The following is an 18792-nucleotide window of genomic DNA, read 5'->3' on the forward strand; positions in this document are numbered from 1 at the left end:
ATATCTGTTCTGCCGTATTTGCTGACAATCTGTATCTGTTGCAGAACAGAGCTTGCTGGCATGATGCCTGTCCGGCCCTGCGTTTTTTCATCATGCTGACTTCCACCATCTCCGAATCACAGCCTGTCGATGATGCGGCAAGCGATGTGCTGCTGCCGCTGTATCAACGGCTGGCCGCGCACTACAGCACAGCCATAGAGCTGGGGAGCCTGAAACCCGGGGAGCGCATGCCGTCGGTGCGCGAGCTGATGGCGCGGCATGACATCAGCCTCTCGACTGCCTTGCAGGTGCTGCGTTTTCTGGAGGCGCAGGGCTGTCTGGAGGCCAGGCCCCGTGTGGGCTACTTCGTGTGCGCGACGAGAGCGGCTGATATCCCTCTGACCAGCGAGCCGGACCTGAGCCAACCGCTGGCTCCCGGCGCACATGCGCATTTCGTGGGCATCAACGAGCATATTTCGCTGTTGCTCGAGCGCGGCCGCCAGGCCGAGGTCTATATGGACATCGGCGGCTGCACGCCGCCTGCTTCCTTGTTCGATCATCACTATCTGAACAAGACTGTCACCAGGCTGCTGCGCGAGCATCCGACCCTGCTCTCGCAGGGGCGCTCACTGCTGGCCAATCAGGGCAATCACCCGCTGTTTCAGCAGACCATGGCCAGACGGGCACTGGCCTCCGGTATCCGTGTGGCGCCTGCCGATGTGCTTGCAACCACCGGCAATTCCGAAGCGGTGAGTCTGGCGCTGGCTGCCGTGGCATCCCCCGGGGATACGGTGGCCGTCGAGTCTCCAACCTATTACGGCCTGCTGCAGGTGGTGGAGTCCCTGCAGCTGAAAACGCTGGAGATTCCCTGCAGCCCACGCACCGGCATGTCCATCGAGGCGCTGGAGCTGGCCTTTCAGACTCAGCCGCGCCTGAAGGCCGTGGTGGTGGTGCCGGATCTGCAAATGCCCCTGGGCGCGCGCATGCCGGATGAAAAAAAGGCCAGACTCGTGGCCCTGTGCGCAGCCCATGGGGCAGCGCTGATCGAGGACGACTCCTATGGCCTGTTTGTCGAAGGGCTGTCGGTGAAGCCGCTCAAGGCCTGGGACAGTGTCTCCGGGCATGTGATCTATTGCCAGGCCTTCAACAAAAGCCTGGCGCCGGGTCTGCGCCAGGGCTGGATGAATGGCGGCCAATGGCATGGGCGTATCCAGATGCTGAAATTTGCACAAAGCCGCAATACCCAGACGCTGGGGCAACTGGTCGTGGCCGAGGTTCTGGGCTCACCCACCCATCAGCGCAGTCTGGAAAAGCTCAGGCAGCAACTCAAGCGCCAGCGCGAGGCCATGGCCAGACTGGTGGCTCGCCATTTCCCGCTGGGCACGCGCATGAGCCTGCCGGGCGGCGGCCTGTGCCTGTGGCTGGAGTTCCCTGCGCAGATGTCCACGTCGGATTTGTTCACGGCCGCATTGGCGCGCGGCATACGTATTGCGCCGGGCAGCATGTTTTCCAATTCCGGTCGGTATGAGCACTGCATGCGGCTGGCCTGCACCCATCCGGTCGACGAACTCATGGAGAGGGCGATGCAGGATCTGGGCGCGATGGCCTGCCGGCAGCTGGGGCAGAATCCGCGCAGCTAGCGTTGGCCGAGGTCCTTTACTTGGTTGGCTGACCGGCCATGCACTGGCGCAGGAAATCACGGGCCTTGCTGCCCTCCTTGTAGAAGGTGCTGATCACTTCCTTGCCTTCCACGGAGACCTTGAAGCGGGATTCCTCCTCTTCCCCCAGTTCCTTGACCAGCGCCTCGGGTCCGCCCAGTGCGTAGACGATGGCTCCCCATTTGCCACCGGACATGGTGTAGTTGATGGCGCCGACCTCCTGGGGGCGATCCTGGTTCTGGGTCAGCGTGGTTCTGATCTTGCGCGGGCTGGCGGGCTGGGGAATGTCCATGCCCAGAAAGGTCAGCAGGGCACCGTCGTGCTTGGCCGTGGGGCCCGAGAGCTGAACGGCACCGGACATGCTGCCAAAAATCGCCGCACATCCAAGACCCGAGCGCGGGTTTTTCTCGTCATGCGAGAACATCCAGTAGCCCTTGCGCAGCTTCTGGTACTGCGGGTCTTGTGCAATTCTCTGTCCTTCCTTGATCAGCTCCTGGCCTTCGCGCAGCAGCTCCAGCTGGCCGCGTGCCAGGCTGCCCAGGGCATCGGCAGGGGAGGGTTCGGCGCGCTGGGGGGCGGCAGGCGCGGAGCTGCTGAATTGTTCGCAGACGGGCACGGAGGCCAGACCCGGTGAGCCGCCTGTCATGCCGACCTGGCGCTGGCCGGGACCGGGGCCCGTGGGGCAGATGAATGTCTGGCCGAAGACGGCTGGCGACACGGCAAGCGAAAAAAGCAATGTGCTCAGCGTCTTGTGATTCATGTGATCCATCCCTGTTCGTTGCAAAGTGTCCAGTATAGGGATGCTCGCGGCGCCAGTTCTTGCACCGTGACAGGCATGGCGAAGGCATAAAAAAACCGCCTGCACTTGCGTGAGGCGGTTTTTCAAGAAACAGGCCGAATTACTTCAGCTTGGTTTCCTTGTACTCGACGTGCTTGCGAGCCTTGGGGTCGAACTTGATGATCGACATCTTTTCAGGCATCGTCTTCTTGTTCTTGGTCGTTGTGTAGAAGTGACCGGTACCAGCAGTGGAAGCCAGCTTGATCTTTTCGCGTCCGCCTTTAGCAGCCATGGTGTTTCTCCTTCAGGAAATTAAGCTTGGCCACGAGCGCGCATGTCTGCGAGCACGGAGTCGATACCGTTCTTGTCGATCAGGCGCAGAGCAGCGCTGGAAACGCGCAGGCGCACCCAACGGTTTTCGCTCTCCACCCAGAAGCGGCGGTATTGCAGGTTGGGGAGGAAACGACGCTTGGTCTTGTTGTTGGCGTGGGAAACATTGTTGCCCACCATGGGCTTCTTGCCCGTAACTTCACATACGCGTGCCATTGGGACACTCCGATAGTTGAATCGGCCGCCGGCTCTGGAATCCTGCAGGAGCAGGAGGTGCCGACAACCTCACCTCGCCAGTTTGTAATGGGTGGCGGTAGCCCGATTGCGGAAGTCCCGAAGCACGGTAAAGCGCGAACCTGGAATTCAGCAAAGTCTGCGATTATAGCGTTCTCGCAAAAAAGCCCCTGGTGCTGGCCAAAACTGGCCAAACCCAAGGGCTTTTGCGCCGAACATGCGCTAACAGTCGCTCAGACGCCGAAGCGGCCTGGCGTCATCAGGATTCCTGCTCCAGGAAGCGCTGGGCGTCTAGGGCCGCCATGCAGCCAGTGCCGGCGCTGGTGATGGCCTGGCGGTAGACATGATCCTGGCAGTCGCCGGCGGCGAACACGCCGGGCACGCTGGTCTGTGTGGCAAAGCCCTTGAGGCCGCCTTGAGTGACGATGTAGCCGTTTTCCAGCTCCAGCTGACCCTGGAAGATGTCGGTGTTGGGGTGGTGGCCGATGGCGATGAAGGCACCTTGCAGCTTGACCTCTTCCGTGTGGCCGTCCTGCGTGCTCTTGATGCGGATGCCGGTCACGCCGCTCTGGTCGCCCAGCACTTCATCCAGGGTGAAGTGGGTCTTGAGCTCGATCTTGCCTTCCTTGACCTTGTCCATCAGCTTGTCCACGAGGATGGGCTCTGCCTTGAACTTGTCGCGGCGGTGCACCAGGGTGACCTTGCTGGCGATATTGGACAGATACAGGGCCTCTTCCACGGCCGTGTTGCCGCCGCCGATCACGCAGACGGGCTGCTCGCGATAGAAGAAGCCGTCGCAGGTGGCGCAGGCGGAGACACCGCGGCCCATGAAGGCTTCCTCGGAAGGCAGGCCCAGGTACTTGGCCGATGCGCCGGTGGCGATGATCAGCGAGTCGCAGGTGTAGACGCCGCTGTCGCCGGTCAGGGTGAAGGGACGCTTGGAGAAGTCGACCTGGTTGATGTGGTCGAAAACGATTTCGGTCTTGAAGCGCTCGGCATGTTCCTGAAACCGCTGCATCAGCTCGGGGCCCTGCACCCCCATGACGTCGGCAGGCCAGTTGTCCACTTCAGTGGTGGTCATCAGCTGGCCGCCCTGGGCCATGCCGGTGATCAGCAGAGGCTTGAGATTGGCACGGGCGGCGTAGACGGCGGCGGTGTAGCCGGCAGGGCCGGAGCCCAGGATGAGAACTTGTGCGTGTTTGGTAGAGGACATGGAGCGGAACTCTGGAAAAAGCAGGCCGACAACCGGCGCGCGGTCATGAAAACATTGGAAAGATGTGGGAGTATCGCTCCGGATCAAGGTCTGCGCGTGCAGCGGTTTTTAATCACCGGAATTGTTAAAAATGATAGTGATGAAGCGAATCGGGCTGCCGTATGGCTGTTTTGTTGCATGTGCTTGCATTACGCTGAGCGATCGTCTTGGCCGAATGTACCGCTTGGATAAGGGCCTAAGGTAAGCTTGCGCCTGCGTATGACATATACATTGAACGCTTCGAACGCGTCTTCTTCCAGCAAATCAAAATCCCGCGCTGCCGCTCCGCGCTATGGAGTGATTCGCTTCAGCCAGGAGGTTTTGCTGTTGATCGGCCTGCTGGCACTGGTGTTCTGGCTCATGGCCATGTTCACCTACTCGCCGCAAGACGCAGCCTGGTCCACCTCGGGCGCCGGACAGAGGCCGTTTGTGCACAACTGGATGGGCCGTGTGGGCGCCTGGCTGGCCGATGCCTGCTACTTCGGCTTCGGCATGTCCATCTGGTGGCTGGTGCTGGCCGCCGTGCAGACCTGGGTGACATCGCTAGTGCGCTGGATGCGTGGCGGGGTGAACAAGGATGGCAGTCCTCTGGCGCTGATGCCGCTGTGGCGTCGTCGCTTTCTGTTCTGGGGCGGTCTGGCCATTTTGATGATTGCCAGCTGCGCGCTGGAATGGACGCGGCTGTACCGTTTCGAGAATCTGCTGCCTGGCCCCGCTGGCGGCGTGTTTGGTTACATGATGGGCTTCAACGCCCTCAAGTGGCTGGGTTTTGCCGGCTCGGGCCTGATCGGCATCTGCCTGTTCGTGCTGGGCGCCGCCATGGTGTTCGGCTTTTCCTGGGGCAAGCTGGCCGAGGGCCTGGGCGCGCGCCTGGACGGCATGGTGCAGTTCGGGCGTGAGCGCCGCGAAATTGCCAAGGATGTCTCGGCGGGCAAGAAAGCCGCCCGTGAACGCGAGGAAGTGGTGTTTGACCGAACCGAGGGCGCGATCACGGCACCGGTGCACCAGCCGGTGCAGATCATCGAGCCCGTGCTGCAGGAGGCCAGCCAGCCCAGCGCCCGGGTGGTCAAGGAGCGACAGAAGCCGCTGTTCACCGATCATCTCGACAGCAAGCTGCCTCAGGTGGATCTGCTGGACCAGGCCCAGCAGCGCCAGGAGCTGGTGTCTGCCGAGACGCTGGAGATGACCAGCCGGCTGATTGAGAAGCGCCTCAAGGACTTTGGCGTGGAAGTGCGTGTGGTTGCGGCCATGCCCGGCCCTGTGATCACGCGCTACGAGATCGAACCCGCCACGGGCGTCAAGGGCTCGCAGATCGTCAATCTGGCCAAGGATCTGGCGCGTTCGCTGTCCCTGGTGTCGATCCGCGTGATCGAGACCATTCCCGGCAAGAACTACATGGCGCTGGAGCTGCCCAATGCCAAGCGCCAGTCGATCCGTTTGTCCGAGGTGCTGGGCTCGCAGGTCTATCACGATGCCAAGAGCCTGCTGACCATGGGACTGGGCAAGGACATCGTGGGCAATCCCGTGGTCGCCGATCTGGCCAAGATGCCTCACGTGCTGGTTGCCGGCACGACCGGCTCGGGCAAGTCCGTGGGTATCAACGCCATGATTCTGTCTCTGCTCTACAAGGCAGAGGCGCGCGATGTGCGTCTGCTCATGATCGACCCCAAGATGCTGGAAATGTCGGTTTATGAAGGCATTCCCCATCTGCTGTGCCCTGTGGTTACCGACATGAAGCAGGCGGCCAACGGCCTGAACTGGTGCGTGGCCGAGATGGAGCGCCGCTACAAGCTCATGAGCAAGCTCGGTGTGCGCAATCTGGCCGGCTACAACAGCAAGATCGACGAGGCCAAGGCGCGCGAGGAGTCGATTCCCAACCCCTTCAGCCTGACGCCCGAGGAGCCCGAGCCGCTGCAGCGCCTGCCGCACATCGTCATCGTGATCGACGAGCTGGCCGATCTGATGATGGTGGTGGGCAAGAAGATCGAAGAACTCATCGCCCGCCTTGCGCAAAAGGCGCGGGCGGCCGGCATTCATCTGATTCTTGCGACCCAGCGCCCCAGCGTTGACGTGATCACGGGCCTGATCAAGGCCAATATTCCAACGCGTATTGCCTTCCAGGTCTCCAGCAAGATCGACAGCCGCACCGTGCTGGACCAGATGGGAGCCGAAACCCTGCTGGGCATGGGTGACATGCTGTACATGGCCAGCGGCACCGGTCTGCCGATTCGCGTGCATGGCGCTTTTGTCTCCGACGACGAGGTGCACCGTGTGGTCAGCTATCTCAAGGAACAGGGCGATCCTGACTACATCGAAGGCATCCTGGAAGGCGGTTCTGTCGACGGCGAGGGTGGCGATGACGATGGCGAGGGCGGCGGCGAAAAGGACGAGCTGTACGATCAGGCCGTCGAAATCGTGCTGAAGGACCGCAAGGCCAGCATTTCCTATGTTCAGCGCAAACTGCGCATCGGCTACAACCGCTCGGCCAATCTGCTCGAGCAGATGGAAAAGGCCGGCCTGGTCAGCTCGCTCACATCCAGTGGGCAGCGCGATGTTCTAGTTCCGGCTCGCAGCGAGTGAGCCGCGCACAAGAAGGAGAGTCATGAAACGTCTTTTGACTGCAATTTTGATAGCAGGCAGCGCAAGTGCTGCAATGGCTGATGGTCTGAAAAGCCTTGAGTCCTTCATGAAGAACGCCCAGGCGGGCAAGGCCGACTTCACCCAGTCCGTGACTTCGCCCCCCAAGTCCGGGCAGGAAGCGCGTACCAAGGTGTCCAGCGGCAGCTTCGAATTCCAGCGGCCCGGCAAGTTCCGCTTCAACTACACCAAGCCTTTCGAGCAGCTCATCGTGGCCGACGGCAAGACGCTGTGGCTGTACGACGCCGACCTGAACCAGGTGACGGAGCGCGCCCAGGCCCAGGTGCTGGGCAGCACACCGGCGGCCATCCTGACATCGGCCACCGACCTCAAGGCCTTGAAGGCCGATTTCGAGCTGGGCAACCAGCCTGATGCCGATGGTCTGGAATGGGTGCTGGCCAGTCCCAGGCAGAAAGGCGGTCAGCTCAAGAGCGTGCGCATAGGCTTCACACCCGAAGGCAAGCTGGCAGCGCTGGATATCGAGGACAGCTTTGGCCAGCGTTCGCTGATGCAGTTCAAGGGCCTGCAAACCCAGGCTTCGCTGCCGGCATCGACCTTTCACTTCACGGTGCCCAAGGGGGCCGATGTGCTCAAGCAGTAAAAGCGCGGCACGCATCAGCAAAAAGGCCTGCGGATGGTGTCCGCAGGCCTTTTTTATGTAAAACAAGGGTCAATCCCTTGTGGGTAAAGCGCCGATAGCTATGCTTTTGGAATCAATGCACCAGCTTGAAATCAGGCGCGCGTGGCGTTTGCGGCAGCCCGCTTGTTGCTGAGGGCGAAATCCAGCAGGCCTGCCAGCACCAGCACGCAGACCACCGGGGTGACCCAGCCCATGCCCAGGGCGGCACCGGGCAGCATGTCCAGCCAGGCGGGCACCAGGAAGTCGAGCTTGGCCGCCTTGGCGGCATCAAACAGGCCCAAGACCAGGGAAGTGCTCATCACGGGGATGTAGACGCGCGCCGGCTGGTTCCAGCGATGCAGCAGGCTCAGGGCGATCAGGGCGATGGCTACGGGATACAGGCCCACGAGCACTGGCACGGCCACGGCAATCAGCTGGGCCAGGCCCTGGTTGGCCACGGCAGTGCTGAAGATCGACAGGCCGATGACCATGGTGCGATAGGAGATGCCGGTCAGTTCGCTGAAGAAGCTGCTGCAGGCCGTGATCAGGCCCACGCCGGTGGTTAGGCAGGCCAGCATGATGACGGTGGCCAGCAGCCACAGACCTGCGGGGCCAAAGGTCTGCTGCACAAAGGCCGTGAGAATCTGCACGCCGGTGGAGGCGTTGGCGGCCAGTTGGCTGTTGGTGGCGCCCAGATACATCAGCGATACATAGACCAGACCCAGGCAGGTCGCGGCAATGATGCCGGCATAGATGCAGTAGCGCGTATGAAGCCTGCTGTCGCTCACGCCGGCGGCCTTGATCGCGTTGACGATGACGATGCCGAAGATCAGCGAGGCCAGCGCGTCCATGGTCTGATAGCCCTGCAGAAAGCCTTCGGAGAAGGCGGTTGCCTGAGTGGCATAGGCCTCGGTGCTGACGCTGTAGCCATCCACGGGGGCCAGCACGGCAGAGCCGCCGAGCACGGCCAGTGCCAGGATCAGCACGGGCGTGATGATCTTGCCCACGTTGTCCATGAGCTTGCCGGGGAACAGCGACAGCAGCGCCACGGCCACGAAATAGGCGATGGTGAAGGCCAGCAGCATGGCGGGCGTGTTTCCGACGAAGGGGGCCAGGCCCATCTCGAAGGACACGGTGGCCGTGCGTGGCGTCGCAAACAGAGGGCCTATGGTCAGATAGATGGCCACGGCCAGCACCAGGCCGGCAATGCGGCCTATGGGGCTGGTCAGGGTGTCCAGACCGCCACCCACACGGGCCAGGGCGATCACCCCGAGCAGGGGCAGACCGACGCCGGTCAGCAAAAAGCCGGTCGAGGCGCCGAGCAGGTTTTCACCGGCGGCCAGGCCGACCATCGGAGGAAAGATGATGTTACCTGCCCCGAGGAACAGGGCAAAGGTCATGAAACCGAGGGCAAAAATGTCCCAGGTCTTGAGTTTTTTCATACGCGTAGGCTCAGGCGTGCAGCGCTGGCACGCCCTGGAGCAATGTGGAACCAAGGAAAGTTTGCGGATGCTTTCGATTGATTTCTGGCTGATGGCGGTAGCCCTATCAGGCACAGGCATTGCGCGGCGCAGATGAGGCGGCCCGCAATGAATCTAAACGCGCTGCCAGGCCTGGCTGGCCTGGTTTTTGGCAGGCCGGATGGGGGCAGTACCTCCATGGGGCGAGGGGTGGCCTCGTTAATGGAGAGATTTAATCCGTTAAAACGCTATTTTCTCTTATGAAAAAATCTGATAAGAGTGCTGGGGTTAAGCGTGATCGACGGTGGCTGCAATCCAGTGCGTAAAACAGTCCCGACCCATTTGGCTGCACAGGCGGCCGTAGCGTTGGATACTTGAGGGGCCATGGTTACGCACAACAACTCCTCCTCTTCTGCCATTCCCCATCAGCCCCTGGCTGAGCGCCTGCGGCCGCGCACGCTGGCCGAAGTCATTGGCCAGCAGCATGTGCTGGGAGAGGGCATGCCGCTGCGGCTGGCTTTCGAGTCGGGCCGCCCGCACAGTTGCATACTCTGGGGGCCGCCCGGCGTGGGCAAGACCACGATTGCCCGGCTCATGGCCGATGCCTTTGATGCGCAGTTCATTTCCATCAGCGCCGTACTGGGTGGCGTCAAGGACATCCGCGAGGCCGTGGAGCAGGCGCAGGCCGCGCGAAGCGGCTTGCTGCAGCAGCGCACCATCGTGTTCGTGGACGAGGTGCACCGCTTCAACAAAAGCCAGCAGGACGCTTTTCTGCCCCATGTGGAAAGCGGATTGTTCACCTTCATCGGTGCGACCACGGAGAACCCGTCGTTCGAGGTCAACTCGGCCCTGCTGTCGCGGGCGGCTGTCTATGTGCTGCAAAGTCTGACGACCGACGATCTGAAGCAGATTGTGGCCAAAGCCCAGGTCATCAAGGCGGTTCCCACTATTGAAGATGAAGCGCTGGATCGCTTGATTGCCTACGCTGACGGCGATGCACGCCGCTTGCTGAACACGCTGGAGACCCTGTCCATCACGGCCGAGCAGGCCGGAGTGGAAAGCATTACCGATGGCTGGCTGCTCAAGGTGCTGGGCGAGCGCATGCGCCGCTATGACAAGGGTGGCGAGCAGTTCTACGACACCATCAGCGCGTTGCACAAATCCGTGCGCGGCTCGGACCCCGATGCGGCGCTGTACTGGTTTTGCCGAATGCTGGATGGCGGGGCCGATCCGCGCTATCTGGCGCGCCGCATCGTGCGCATGGCCTGGGAGGACATAGGGCTTGCCGACCCGCGCGCCATGCAGATGTGCAACGATGCCGCTGCGACTTATGAGCGCCTGGGCAGTCCCGAGGGCGAACTGGCCCTGGCCCAGGCCGTGATCTACCTGGCCGTGGCGCCCAAGAGCAATGCCGGCTATATGGCCTACAACAAGGCCAAGGCCTTTGTGAAGGGCGACACAACAAGGCCTGTGCCGCTGCATCTGCGCAATGCTCCCACCAAGCTGATGAAGCAGCTAGACTACGGCCGGGATTACCGCTATGCCCACAGCGAGGAGGGCGGCTTTGCGGCCGGAGAGCGCTATCTGCCTGAAGGCATGGAAGACCCCGGCTTCTACCAACCCGTGGCGCGGGGGCTGGAAATCAAGATCGGCCAGAAGCTGGCAGAGCTCAAGGCGCTCAACGACGCCGCTCGCGCGGCAGATGATGAGCAGGCGGGCTTGTAAAGCGCGAGTTGCCCAGGTGTTGCACCACTGACACTAGTTGAATGCTGCATTTTTTGCGGCGTTTCTAGGGTTTTTAGCTAGTTCGGGTGGCAAGCCGTGACTAAGTGCCTGTATTTATTGGGCTTGCGCTATCGATGAAATTATTGCGTTGCAGCATTTTGGGCTTGCGCACGGGAAACCCCGGTTCTGAGTCCTGAAAACAGCTCCCTAGAATCTATTCACTCTTTTGCGGCAAGCAGCTCACAAAGCGGCGGACTGCAGAAGAGGAACCTTGGCATCGCTGGCTCCGTCGTTCGGGATGAGAGGCTCGCAGTGTCTCCGTCTTGGATCGAGGGAAGGGGAGCGCGCTTATGGATATCTTGCTGCAGCAGATCATCAATGGTCTGGTGTTAGGCAGCATGTACGCCTTGATAGCCTTGGGCTACACCATGGTGTACGGCATCATTCAGCTGATCAACTTCGCGCATGGCGAGGTGCTGATGGTGGGGGCTTTGACCAGCTGGAGCTGCATCGGCCTGATGCAGGAGGCCATGCCTTATCTGCCGGGCTGGCTCATGCTTTTGATCGCCGCCATCATCGCCTGCGTGGTGGCCGCATCGCTGAACTTCGTGATCGAGAAGGTAGCCTACCGGCCGCTGCGCAACAGCCCGCGCCTTGCGCCGCTGATCACGGCCATCGGTGTCTCCATCCTGCTGCAGACCCTGGCCATGATCATCTGGAAGCCCAATTACAAGGCTTATCCCACGCTGCTGTCGTCCACGCCCTATGAGATCGGCACGGCGGTGATCACGCCCACGCAGATTCTGGTGCTGGCGGTCACGGCGATTGCACTGGCAACGCTGATGTACCTGGTCAACTACACCAAGCTGGGACGCGCCATGCGGGCCACGGCCGAGAACCCGCGGGTGGCAGCGCTGATGGGCGTCAAGCCCGATATGGTGATTTCCGCCACCTTCATCATCGGTGCCGTGCTGGCCGCGATTGCCGGCATCATGTATGCCTCCAACTACGGCACGGCTCATCACACCATGGGTTTCCTGCCGGGTCTCAAGGCCTTCACGGCCGCCGTGTTCGGCGGCATCGGCAATCTGGCCGGAGCCGTGGTGGGTGGCCTGCTGCTGGGGCTGATCGAGTCCATCGGGTCCGGCTATATCGGCGATCTGACGGGCGGCGTGCTGGGCAGCCAGTACACCGACATCTTTGCCTTCATCGTGCTCATCATCATCCTGACGCTGCGTCCTTCGGGCCTGCTGGGTGAGCGTGTAGCGGACCGTGCCTGAGGGAGTGCCCATGAAGAACAACAAGACACTCCACTGGATCCTGGGCGGCATAGGCCTGCTGGTGTTGCCGCTGATCCTGCAGTATTTCGGCAATGCCTGGGTGCGCATTGCCGATCTGGCGCTGCTTTACGTGATGCTGGCGCTGGGCCTGAACATCGTGGTCGGTTACGCCGGCCTGCTGGATCTGGGCTATGTGGCTTTCTATGCCGTGGGCGCCTATATGTTTGCGCTCATGGCATCGCCGCATCTGGCCGAGACCTTCGAAGGTTTTGTGGCCATGTTTCCCAACGGGCTGCACACCTCGATCTGGCTGGTGATTCCGCTGGGCATGCTGCTGGCCGCCTGTACGGGGGTGTTGCTGGGGCTGCCGGTGCTGCGGCTGCGCGGCGACTATCTGGCCATCGTGACACTGGGCTTCGGCGAGATCATCCGCATCTTCCTGAACAACCTGGATCAGCCCGTCAACATCACCAACGGTCCCAAGGGCATTGGCCAGATCGACTCGGTCAAGATCTTCGGCTTCGACCTGGCCAAGCGGCATGAGATCTTCGGCTACGACATCTCCTCCGTCACGCTGTACTACTACCTGTTTCTGGTGCTGGTGCTGGCCACCATCGTGATCTGCTACCGCTTGCAGGATTCGCGCATAGGTCGCGCCTGGATGGCGATCCGTGAGGATGAAATCGCCGCCAAGGCCATGGGCATCAATGTGCGCAATATGAAGCTGCTGGCCTTCGGCATGGGGGCTTCGTTTGGTGGCGTGGCCGGCGCCATGTTCGCTGCCTTCCAGGGCTTTGTCTCGCCCGAGTCCTTCAGCCTCATGGAGTCCGTGATGATCGTGGCCATGGTCGTGCTCGGCGGTCTGGGCCATATTCCCGGCGTGATTCTGGGGGCGGTGCTGCTCTCGGCCCTGCCCGAGGTGCTGCGCTATGTGGCCGGGCCGCTGCAGCAGATGACCGATGGTCGCCTCGATGCTTCCATCCTGCGCCAGTTGCTGATTGCCCTGGCAATGATCGTGATCATGCTGATGCGTCCGCGCGGCCTCTGGCCCACGCCCGAGCATGCCAAAAGCCTGGATCGCCAGTCCTGATGACTGCACAGACAAGGAATGTGAACTGATATGGCAGAGAGCACGACTTCCGCAGTCCTTCATGTCTCGGACATCTCCAAGCGCTTTGGTGGGTTGCAGGCGCTGTCCGGTGTGAGCATGAAGATTGAGAGGGGCCAGGTCTATGGCCTGATCGGCCCCAATGGCGCGGGCAAGACCACGTTTTTCAATGTGATCACCGGCCTCTATACGCCCGACACCGGCAAGTTCGAGCTGGCCGGAAAGCTCTATGAGCCGACAGCGGTGCACAAGGTGGCCAGGGCCGGCATTGCCCGGACCTTCCAGAACATCCGCCTGTTTGCCGAGATGACGGCACTGGAAAACGTCATGGTTGGGCGCCATGTGCGCACGCATTCCGGTCTGCTGGGGGCGGTGTTTCGCACCAAGGGCTTCAAGGCCGAGGAGGCCGCGATTCGCGCCCGCTCCCGTGAGCTGCTCGACTATGTCGGTATCGGCAAATATGCTGACTTCAAGGCGCGCACTTTGTCCTATGGCGACCAGCGTCGCCTGGAGATTGCCCGTGCACTGGCGACGGACCCGCAGCTGATTGCGCTGGATGAGCCGGCCGCCGGCATGAACGCGACCGAGAAGCTGCAGTTGCGTGAGTTGATCGACCGCATTCGCAACGACCACCGCACCATCCTGCTCATCGAGCATGATGTGAAGCTGGTCATGGGCCTGTGCGACCGCGTGACGGTGCTGGACTATGGCAAGCCGATTGCCGAAGGCACGCCTGCCGAAGTGCAGAAGAATGAAAAAGTGATTGAAGCCTATCTGGGCACGGGAGGCCATTGAAGATGCAGGATCAAGTGCTGGAACAGGCGCAGGCCTCCAAATCCACGGCCCCGGTATTGCTGCAGGTGAAGGGCCTGAAGGTGGGCTATGGCGGCATTCAGGCTGTCAAGGGCGTGGACTTTCAGGTGCATCAGGGTGAGCTGGTGTCGTTGATCGGCTCCAACGGCGCGGGCAAAACCACGACCATGAAGGCCGTCACGCGAGGGTTGCCGATTGCCGATGGCGAAATTCTCTATCTGGGCCAAAGTATCAAGGGCAAGGGTGCCTGGGATCTGGTGGCTGAAGGACTGGTCATGGTGCCCGAGGGGCGCGGCGTGTTTGCCCGCATGACGATTACCGAAAATCTGCTCATGGGGGCCTACACGCGCAAGGACAAGGCCGGCATACAGGCGGATATCGAGCGCATGTTCGGCATCTTTCCGCGGCTGAAGGAGCGCAAGGATCAACTGGCGGGCACCATGTCCGGGGGCGAGCAGCAGATGCTGGCCATGGCGCGCGCGCTCATGAGCCAGCCCAAGGTGTTGCTGCTGGACGAGCCGTCCATGGGCTTGTCACCCATCATGGTGGACAAGATCTTCGAGGTGGTTAGCGATGTCTATGCGCTGGGTGTGACCATGGTGCTGGTGGAGCAGAACGCCAGTCGCGCGCTGGCGCTGGCCGATCGGGGCTATGTCATGGAGTCCGGCATCATCACCATGACGGGGCCGGGCCAGACCTTGCTGAGCGATCCGCGTGTGCGAGCGGCCTACCTGGGCGAGTAAGTCTCGACAAGGAAGCTGGTGCCTTCGATCGCTGTGCGCTGGGCAGTCGTGATGCTCTGCTGCAGGCAAGGGTGAACCCTAATTCCCCTGAAATTCAAGAAAATGACAAAAAAATGACGATTTTCATGGTTCGTTGATTGTTTTGTTTATTTCTTTTTGATTCCTTTTAATTCTTTTTTGTCGTTGGATAGAATTTGCATATTACAAAAAGAAGTATTTGGAACGTTTTCGCGTGGCAAGTTGACATCCTCCGTCAGTCGACGCATGGGCTGATGGATTTCTGCTCATCGCTGCTGTCTGGAGGAATCACAGGCTTTGTGACAGTTCCTAGCATGGCGCGGAGCTTGTATTTTATTTTTCGTGGTGCCTGAAGGGGTGTCTTGAAGACGCGCTGAAACGCACAATGACTCAAGAGTAAACTGCGCCCCGTTTAAGCCGGGAACCATGCACTTTTTTGCAGTGAGTCGCCTGGTTTCTTTTCCCCGGTAAGGAGCATTCATGCTGTTTGGCAAGCTATTGCCGCGCGAAGGCAATTTTTTCGAGATGTTCAATCAACATGCGGACCGCATCGTTGAAGCAGCTCATGCTTTCTCGCAACTCGTTGCAAATTACAACGATCCCCATCTGCGCGAAAAATACAACGCCGATGTGGACAACGCCGAGCGTGCAGCCGACCGTGTGACCCATGATGTCACCAAGCTGCTGCACAAGACCTTCATCACGCCTCTGGATCGCGAACATATCCACTCGCTGATCAACACCATGGACGACGTGGCCGACCTGATTCAGGACTCGGCCGAGACCATGGCACTGTATGACGTGCGTCACATGACAGACGAAATCACACGTCTGACCGATCTGTGCGTGCGCTGCTGCGAGCGTGTGCGTGATGCCGTCAAGCTGCTGGACCGCCTCTCGGACCCCACGATCGTGGATGCCGCCAGCAAGACCTGCGACGAGATCGACCGCCTGGAAAGCGATGCCGACCGCGTGATGCGCGCGGCCATGAGCAAGCTGTTCCGTGAGGAGCCCGATGTGCGTGAGGTGATCAAGCTCAAGGCAATCTATGAGCTGCTGGAAACCATCACGGACCGCTGCGAAGACGTGGCGAACCTGATCGAGGGCATCGTCCTCGAGAATTCCTGATTCTCGCTGGAGCCCGATCATGGAGCCGGTACAGGCAGCCCTCTGGGTTGTGATTTTGCTGGTGGTGCTCGCCTTGCTGTTCGATTTCATGAACGGCTTTCACGACGCTGCCAATTCGATTGCCACCGTGGTTTCCACGGGGGTTCTCAAGCCTACTCAGGCCGTGGCATTTGCCGCGTTCTTCAACGTTGTGGCGGTTTTCGTCTTCCACCTCAGTGTGGCGGCAACCGTGGGCAAGGGTATTGTTCAGCCGGGCATTGTTGACACGCATGTCGTGTTCGGTGCTCTGGTTGGTGCCATCACCTGGAACGTCATCACCTGGATCTACGGCATCCCCAGCAGCTCCTCGCATGCCCTGATTGGCGGTATCGTGGGTGCGGTGATTGCCAAGGCCGGTGCGGGCGCGCTGATTGCCAGCGGCATCTGGAAGACCGTGGCCTTCATCTTCGTCTCTCCCGTGCTGGGCTTTCTGCTGGGTTCGCTGATGATGGTGCTGGTGGCCTGGATTTTCCGCCGGGCCAGCCCGAATCGCGTGGACAAGTGGTTCCGCCGTCTGCAACTGGTGTCTGCCGGTGCCTACAGCCTGGGTCACGGTGGTAACGATGCGCAAAAGACCATCGGCATCATCTGGCTGCTGCTGATCGCCACGGGTTATGCCAATGCGGGTGATGCCGAGCCTCCCTTGTGGACCATCGTGAGCTGCTATCTGGCCATCGGTCTGGGCACCATGTTTGGCGGCTGGCGTATCGTCAAGACCATGGGTCAGAAGATCACCAAGCTCAAGCCCGTCGGTGGCTTCTGCGCCGAATCCGGTGGCGCATTGACACTGTTCTTCGCCACCTTCCTGGGGGTTCCTGTCTCGACCACGCACACCATTACCGGTGCCATCGTGGGCGTGGGTTCCACGCAGCGCGCTAGTGCCGTGCGCTGGGGTGTGGCAGGCAATATCGTCTGGGCATGGATTCTGACGATCCCTGCCAGCGCTTTTGTGGCATCCATTGCCTACTGGATCAGCCTGCAGCTGTATTGAGCTTGTGTACTCCTTGATTGATAGCTGTTGACGCTTTTCAATCAAGGGATTGACACCCAAAAGGCTTCGCATTGCGAAGCCTTTTTTCATGGCTGAGCATGTGCTCAGGCAACGGTTTCCAGGACCTGCCGCTGCAGCAGCGACCTGAGCTGGCCGACCGGTGCCGGAGGGCTGAGCAGATAGCCCATGAAATGCTTGCAGCCATATTGCGCCAGCAGGGCACGCTGCTCCAGGGTCTCCACTCCTGCACCGACAATCGTCATCTGATGGCGTGCGGCCAGCGCAATGGCCGCCTGCACGGCAGCTTCGGCGGCATTGTTGGGACCCAGGCGCTGGACCAGGGAGTGCGAGAGCTTGAGCTGGTTCAGGGGAAGCTGCTGCAGCACTTGCTGCATATGGGAACTGTCGCCAAAGTCATCAAGTGACAGCCGCAGCCCCATGGCGCGAAGCCGGGTGAGTGTCGGAACGATATCCGCGTGCGAGGGGCTCAGCGCTTGGGTGGAAAGCTCCAGCAGCAGCAAGGCCGGGTCGGCCCCTGTCCGGCTGATGATGTCCTGCACCTGCTCGGCCAGATCGGCTTGCCTGAGCTGCTTGGCGCTGATGTTGACGCAGATGGGCAGCTTGCCCAGCTGTGGATCGGCTTTCCATCTGGCCAATTGCTCGCAGGCGGCTTGAATGCTCCAGCGGCCCAGAGGAACGATGATGTCGGTTTCCTCGGCCACGGACAGGAAGATGCTCGGTGGTACCAGTCCTCGCCTGGGGTGGCGCCAGCGCATCAGGGCTTCCAGGCCGTTGACGTCGCCGTCGGCGGAGTATTGGGCCTGGTAATGCAGCTCGAACTGGCCCAGGCGTAGGGCTTCGCGCAGCTCCTGCTCAAGGCGCTGGCGATCATTGGCCAGGATGCGCTGCTCGGGGCTGAAGAAGTGCAGGCCCCGGGCTTCCTCGTCGCGCAGGCGGTACATGGCGATCTCTGCCTGCTGCAGCAACTCGGTGGCGGAGCGAGAGTGCGGGCCGAACAAAGTGGCGCCGATATTGGCCTCCAGCATCGCGCTTTTGTTGCCGAGCGGGTAGTTGCCGTTCAGGCTTTCCTGCAGACGCTCTCCCAGACGTTCCACCAATACCGTGCTCATCTCGATATCCGGAGAGAGATCCGAGACCATGATGACGAAGTGCGCGGCGTCCAGTCTGGCCACGGTATCGCAGGAGCGCACGCAGCCGAGCAGGCGCTGTGCGATGTTCTGCGCCAGGCCGGCCTGACTGTCTCCCGTGCTGGCGGTCGAGCCTGCCACCGGCTCCATGTCTATGGTCAGCAAGGCCCCGCGCCAGCCCGTGCGCTCGGACTGGATCATGGCCTGGGACAGCCGGTCCAGCAGCAGGCGCCGGTTGGGCAGGTTGGTCAGCACGTCGAAGAAGGAAAGGCTTTCAGCCTCGCTGGCATGAGGCAGCAGCTCCTTGCATGCCAGCACGGTGTAATTGGCCGACAGGGCATGGGCCGACAGATTGAGCCTGCGTCCGTTGGGCAGCTGAAACTGGGCATTGGCCTGCTGGCGCGCAATCAGTGCTTGATGGCTTTGGGCGATATGGCTTAGGGCAGGGGCCGAGCTTGCCGGGGCTGCGCCTGCAGCTGTCTGCAGAGCAGTTTGCAGAGATGTGCCTACCTTGAGGGTGGGCCCCAGCCAGGGAAACAGCTGCAGATAACCGTCATTCCAGCGCTGAGCCCGGTTCTGGGCATCCAGCAGCACATAGCCGCTGCTGGTCTGCTCGAGAATGCGGAAAAGCTGCTCTCCGTACACGCCGACCAGGCTGGTGGCGGCGGGAAAGGCGCTTTGCCCGTGCATGTCGGATCTGGCAGACTTTTCGTTAGTTGCAGACATAAGACCTCTTCAGGCTGGCACAGCAAAGCCGTCGCATTGCGAAAACCGCTGGGATGCAGTCGTTGCAAGATGTTCCTCAGATCGGCATTGTGGGTTCTGTGGAATGTGCAGGCGGTGCTTTGGTGC

16 protein-coding genes are annotated in these 18792 nt (G+C 61.0%); 10 read left to right on the forward strand and 6 right to left on the reverse strand.

Going from position 1 to position 18792, the window contains the following annotated elements; translation table 11 throughout:
- The first annotated feature begins 92 nt into the window (after nucleotides 1-92).
- Nucleotides 93-1619, forward strand: a complete 1527-nt coding sequence (locus tag ACLBXN_RS02140; protein WP_447610982.1) for an aminotransferase-like domain-containing protein — start codon at nucleotides 93-95, stop codon at nucleotides 1617-1619.
- A 16-nt stretch (nucleotides 1620-1635) separates the two neighbouring features.
- On the opposite strand, the gene ACLBXN_RS02145 is transcribed toward ACLBXN_RS02140, so the two are convergent.
- The 4 genes from ACLBXN_RS02145 to trxB all read right to left on the reverse strand — a co-directional run bounded on the left by ACLBXN_RS02145 (nucleotide 1636) and on the right by trxB (nucleotide 4192).
- Nucleotides 1636-2397 carry a hypothetical protein gene (locus ACLBXN_RS02145; RefSeq protein WP_343676146.1) on the reverse strand — a complete coding sequence of 254 codons (762 nt, stop codon included), beginning with the start codon at nucleotides 2395-2397 and terminating at the stop codon, nucleotides 1636-1638.
- Nucleotides 2398-2536: 139 nt separating this feature from the next.
- Nucleotides 2537-2707, reverse strand: a complete 171-nt coding sequence (gene rpmG, locus ACLBXN_RS02150; protein ID WP_003058233.1) for a 50S ribosomal protein L33 — start codon at nucleotides 2705-2707, stop codon at nucleotides 2537-2539.
- Nucleotides 2708-2727: 20 nt separating this feature from the next.
- Nucleotides 2728-2961 (reverse strand): 50S ribosomal protein L28, encoded by a 234-nt coding sequence (gene rpmB, locus ACLBXN_RS02155; RefSeq protein ID WP_003058229.1) that lies wholly within the window; start codon nucleotides 2959-2961, stop codon nucleotides 2728-2730.
- A gap of 277 nt (nucleotides 2962-3238) precedes the next feature.
- Complete coding sequence (trxB, locus tag ACLBXN_RS02160) at nucleotides 3239-4192, reverse strand: thioredoxin-disulfide reductase (protein WP_003058226.1); 954 nt, start codon at nucleotides 4190-4192, stop codon at nucleotides 3239-3241.
- A gap of 258 nt (nucleotides 4193-4450) precedes the next feature.
- On the opposite strand from trxB, the gene ACLBXN_RS02165 reads away from it, so the two are divergent.
- Both ACLBXN_RS02165 and lolA read left to right on the forward strand, forming a co-directional pair.
- Nucleotides 4451-6811 (forward strand): DNA translocase FtsK, encoded by a 2361-nt coding sequence (locus ACLBXN_RS02165; protein ID WP_211457635.1) that lies wholly within the window; start codon nucleotides 4451-4453, stop codon nucleotides 6809-6811.
- Nucleotides 6812-6833: 22 nt separating this feature from the next.
- Nucleotides 6834-7469 carry an outer membrane lipoprotein chaperone LolA gene (lolA, locus tag ACLBXN_RS02170; protein ID WP_012837199.1) on the forward strand — a complete coding sequence of 212 codons (636 nt, stop codon included), beginning with the start codon at nucleotides 6834-6836 and terminating at the stop codon, nucleotides 7467-7469.
- 131 nt (nucleotides 7470-7600) lie between these two features.
- On the opposite strand, the gene brnQ is transcribed toward lolA, so the two are convergent.
- A complete protein-coding gene (gene brnQ, locus ACLBXN_RS02175) occupies nucleotides 7601-8929 on the reverse strand; it encodes a branched-chain amino acid transport system II carrier protein (RefSeq protein WP_447610984.1) in 1329 nt (442 codons plus the stop codon).
- A 402-nt stretch (nucleotides 8930-9331) separates the two neighbouring features.
- Here brnQ and ACLBXN_RS02180 point away from each other — a divergent pair, with 402 nt between their 5' ends.
- The 7 genes from ACLBXN_RS02180 (at nucleotide 9332) to ACLBXN_RS02210 (ending at nucleotide 16792) form a co-directional block, all read left to right on the forward strand.
- Nucleotides 9332-10672 carry a replication-associated recombination protein A gene (locus ACLBXN_RS02180; protein WP_003058221.1) on the forward strand — a complete coding sequence of 447 codons (1341 nt, stop codon included), beginning with the start codon at nucleotides 9332-9334 and terminating at the stop codon, nucleotides 10670-10672.
- A 350-nt stretch (nucleotides 10673-11022) separates the two neighbouring features.
- Entirely contained in the window at nucleotides 11023-11952 is a 930-nt protein-coding gene (locus ACLBXN_RS02185; RefSeq protein ID WP_043003398.1) for a branched-chain amino acid ABC transporter permease, read from the forward strand.
- Between the two features lie 10 nt (nucleotides 11953-11962).
- Nucleotides 11963-13042 (forward strand): ABC transporter permease subunit, encoded by a 1080-nt coding sequence (locus ACLBXN_RS02190; protein WP_211457633.1) that lies wholly within the window; start codon nucleotides 11963-11965, stop codon nucleotides 13040-13042.
- 30 nt (nucleotides 13043-13072) lie between these two features.
- Entirely contained in the window at nucleotides 13073-13855 is a 783-nt protein-coding gene (locus tag ACLBXN_RS02195; RefSeq protein WP_447610985.1) for an ABC transporter ATP-binding protein, read from the forward strand.
- A 2-nt stretch (nucleotides 13856-13857) separates the two neighbouring features.
- Nucleotides 13858-14616, forward strand: a complete 759-nt coding sequence (locus ACLBXN_RS02200; RefSeq protein WP_034362735.1) for an ABC transporter ATP-binding protein — start codon at nucleotides 13858-13860, stop codon at nucleotides 14614-14616.
- A 498-nt stretch (nucleotides 14617-15114) separates the two neighbouring features.
- On the forward strand, nucleotides 15115-15762 hold the full coding sequence (locus tag ACLBXN_RS02205) for a DUF47 domain-containing protein (protein ID WP_211457632.1): 648 nt from the start codon (nucleotides 15115-15117) through the stop codon (nucleotides 15760-15762).
- Between the two features lie 19 nt (nucleotides 15763-15781).
- On the forward strand, nucleotides 15782-16792 hold the full coding sequence (locus tag ACLBXN_RS02210; RefSeq protein WP_034364723.1) for an inorganic phosphate transporter: 1011 nt from the start codon (nucleotides 15782-15784) through the stop codon (nucleotides 16790-16792).
- Between the two features lie 104 nt (nucleotides 16793-16896).
- On the opposite strand, the gene ACLBXN_RS02215 is transcribed toward ACLBXN_RS02210, so the two are convergent.
- Nucleotides 16897-18666 (reverse strand): putative bifunctional diguanylate cyclase/phosphodiesterase, encoded by a 1770-nt coding sequence (locus ACLBXN_RS02215; protein ID WP_447610986.1) that lies wholly within the window; start codon nucleotides 18664-18666, stop codon nucleotides 16897-16899.
- Nucleotides 18667-18792 lie beyond the last annotated feature (126 nt).

The organism is Comamonas sp. C24C, from assembly GCF_053345995.1.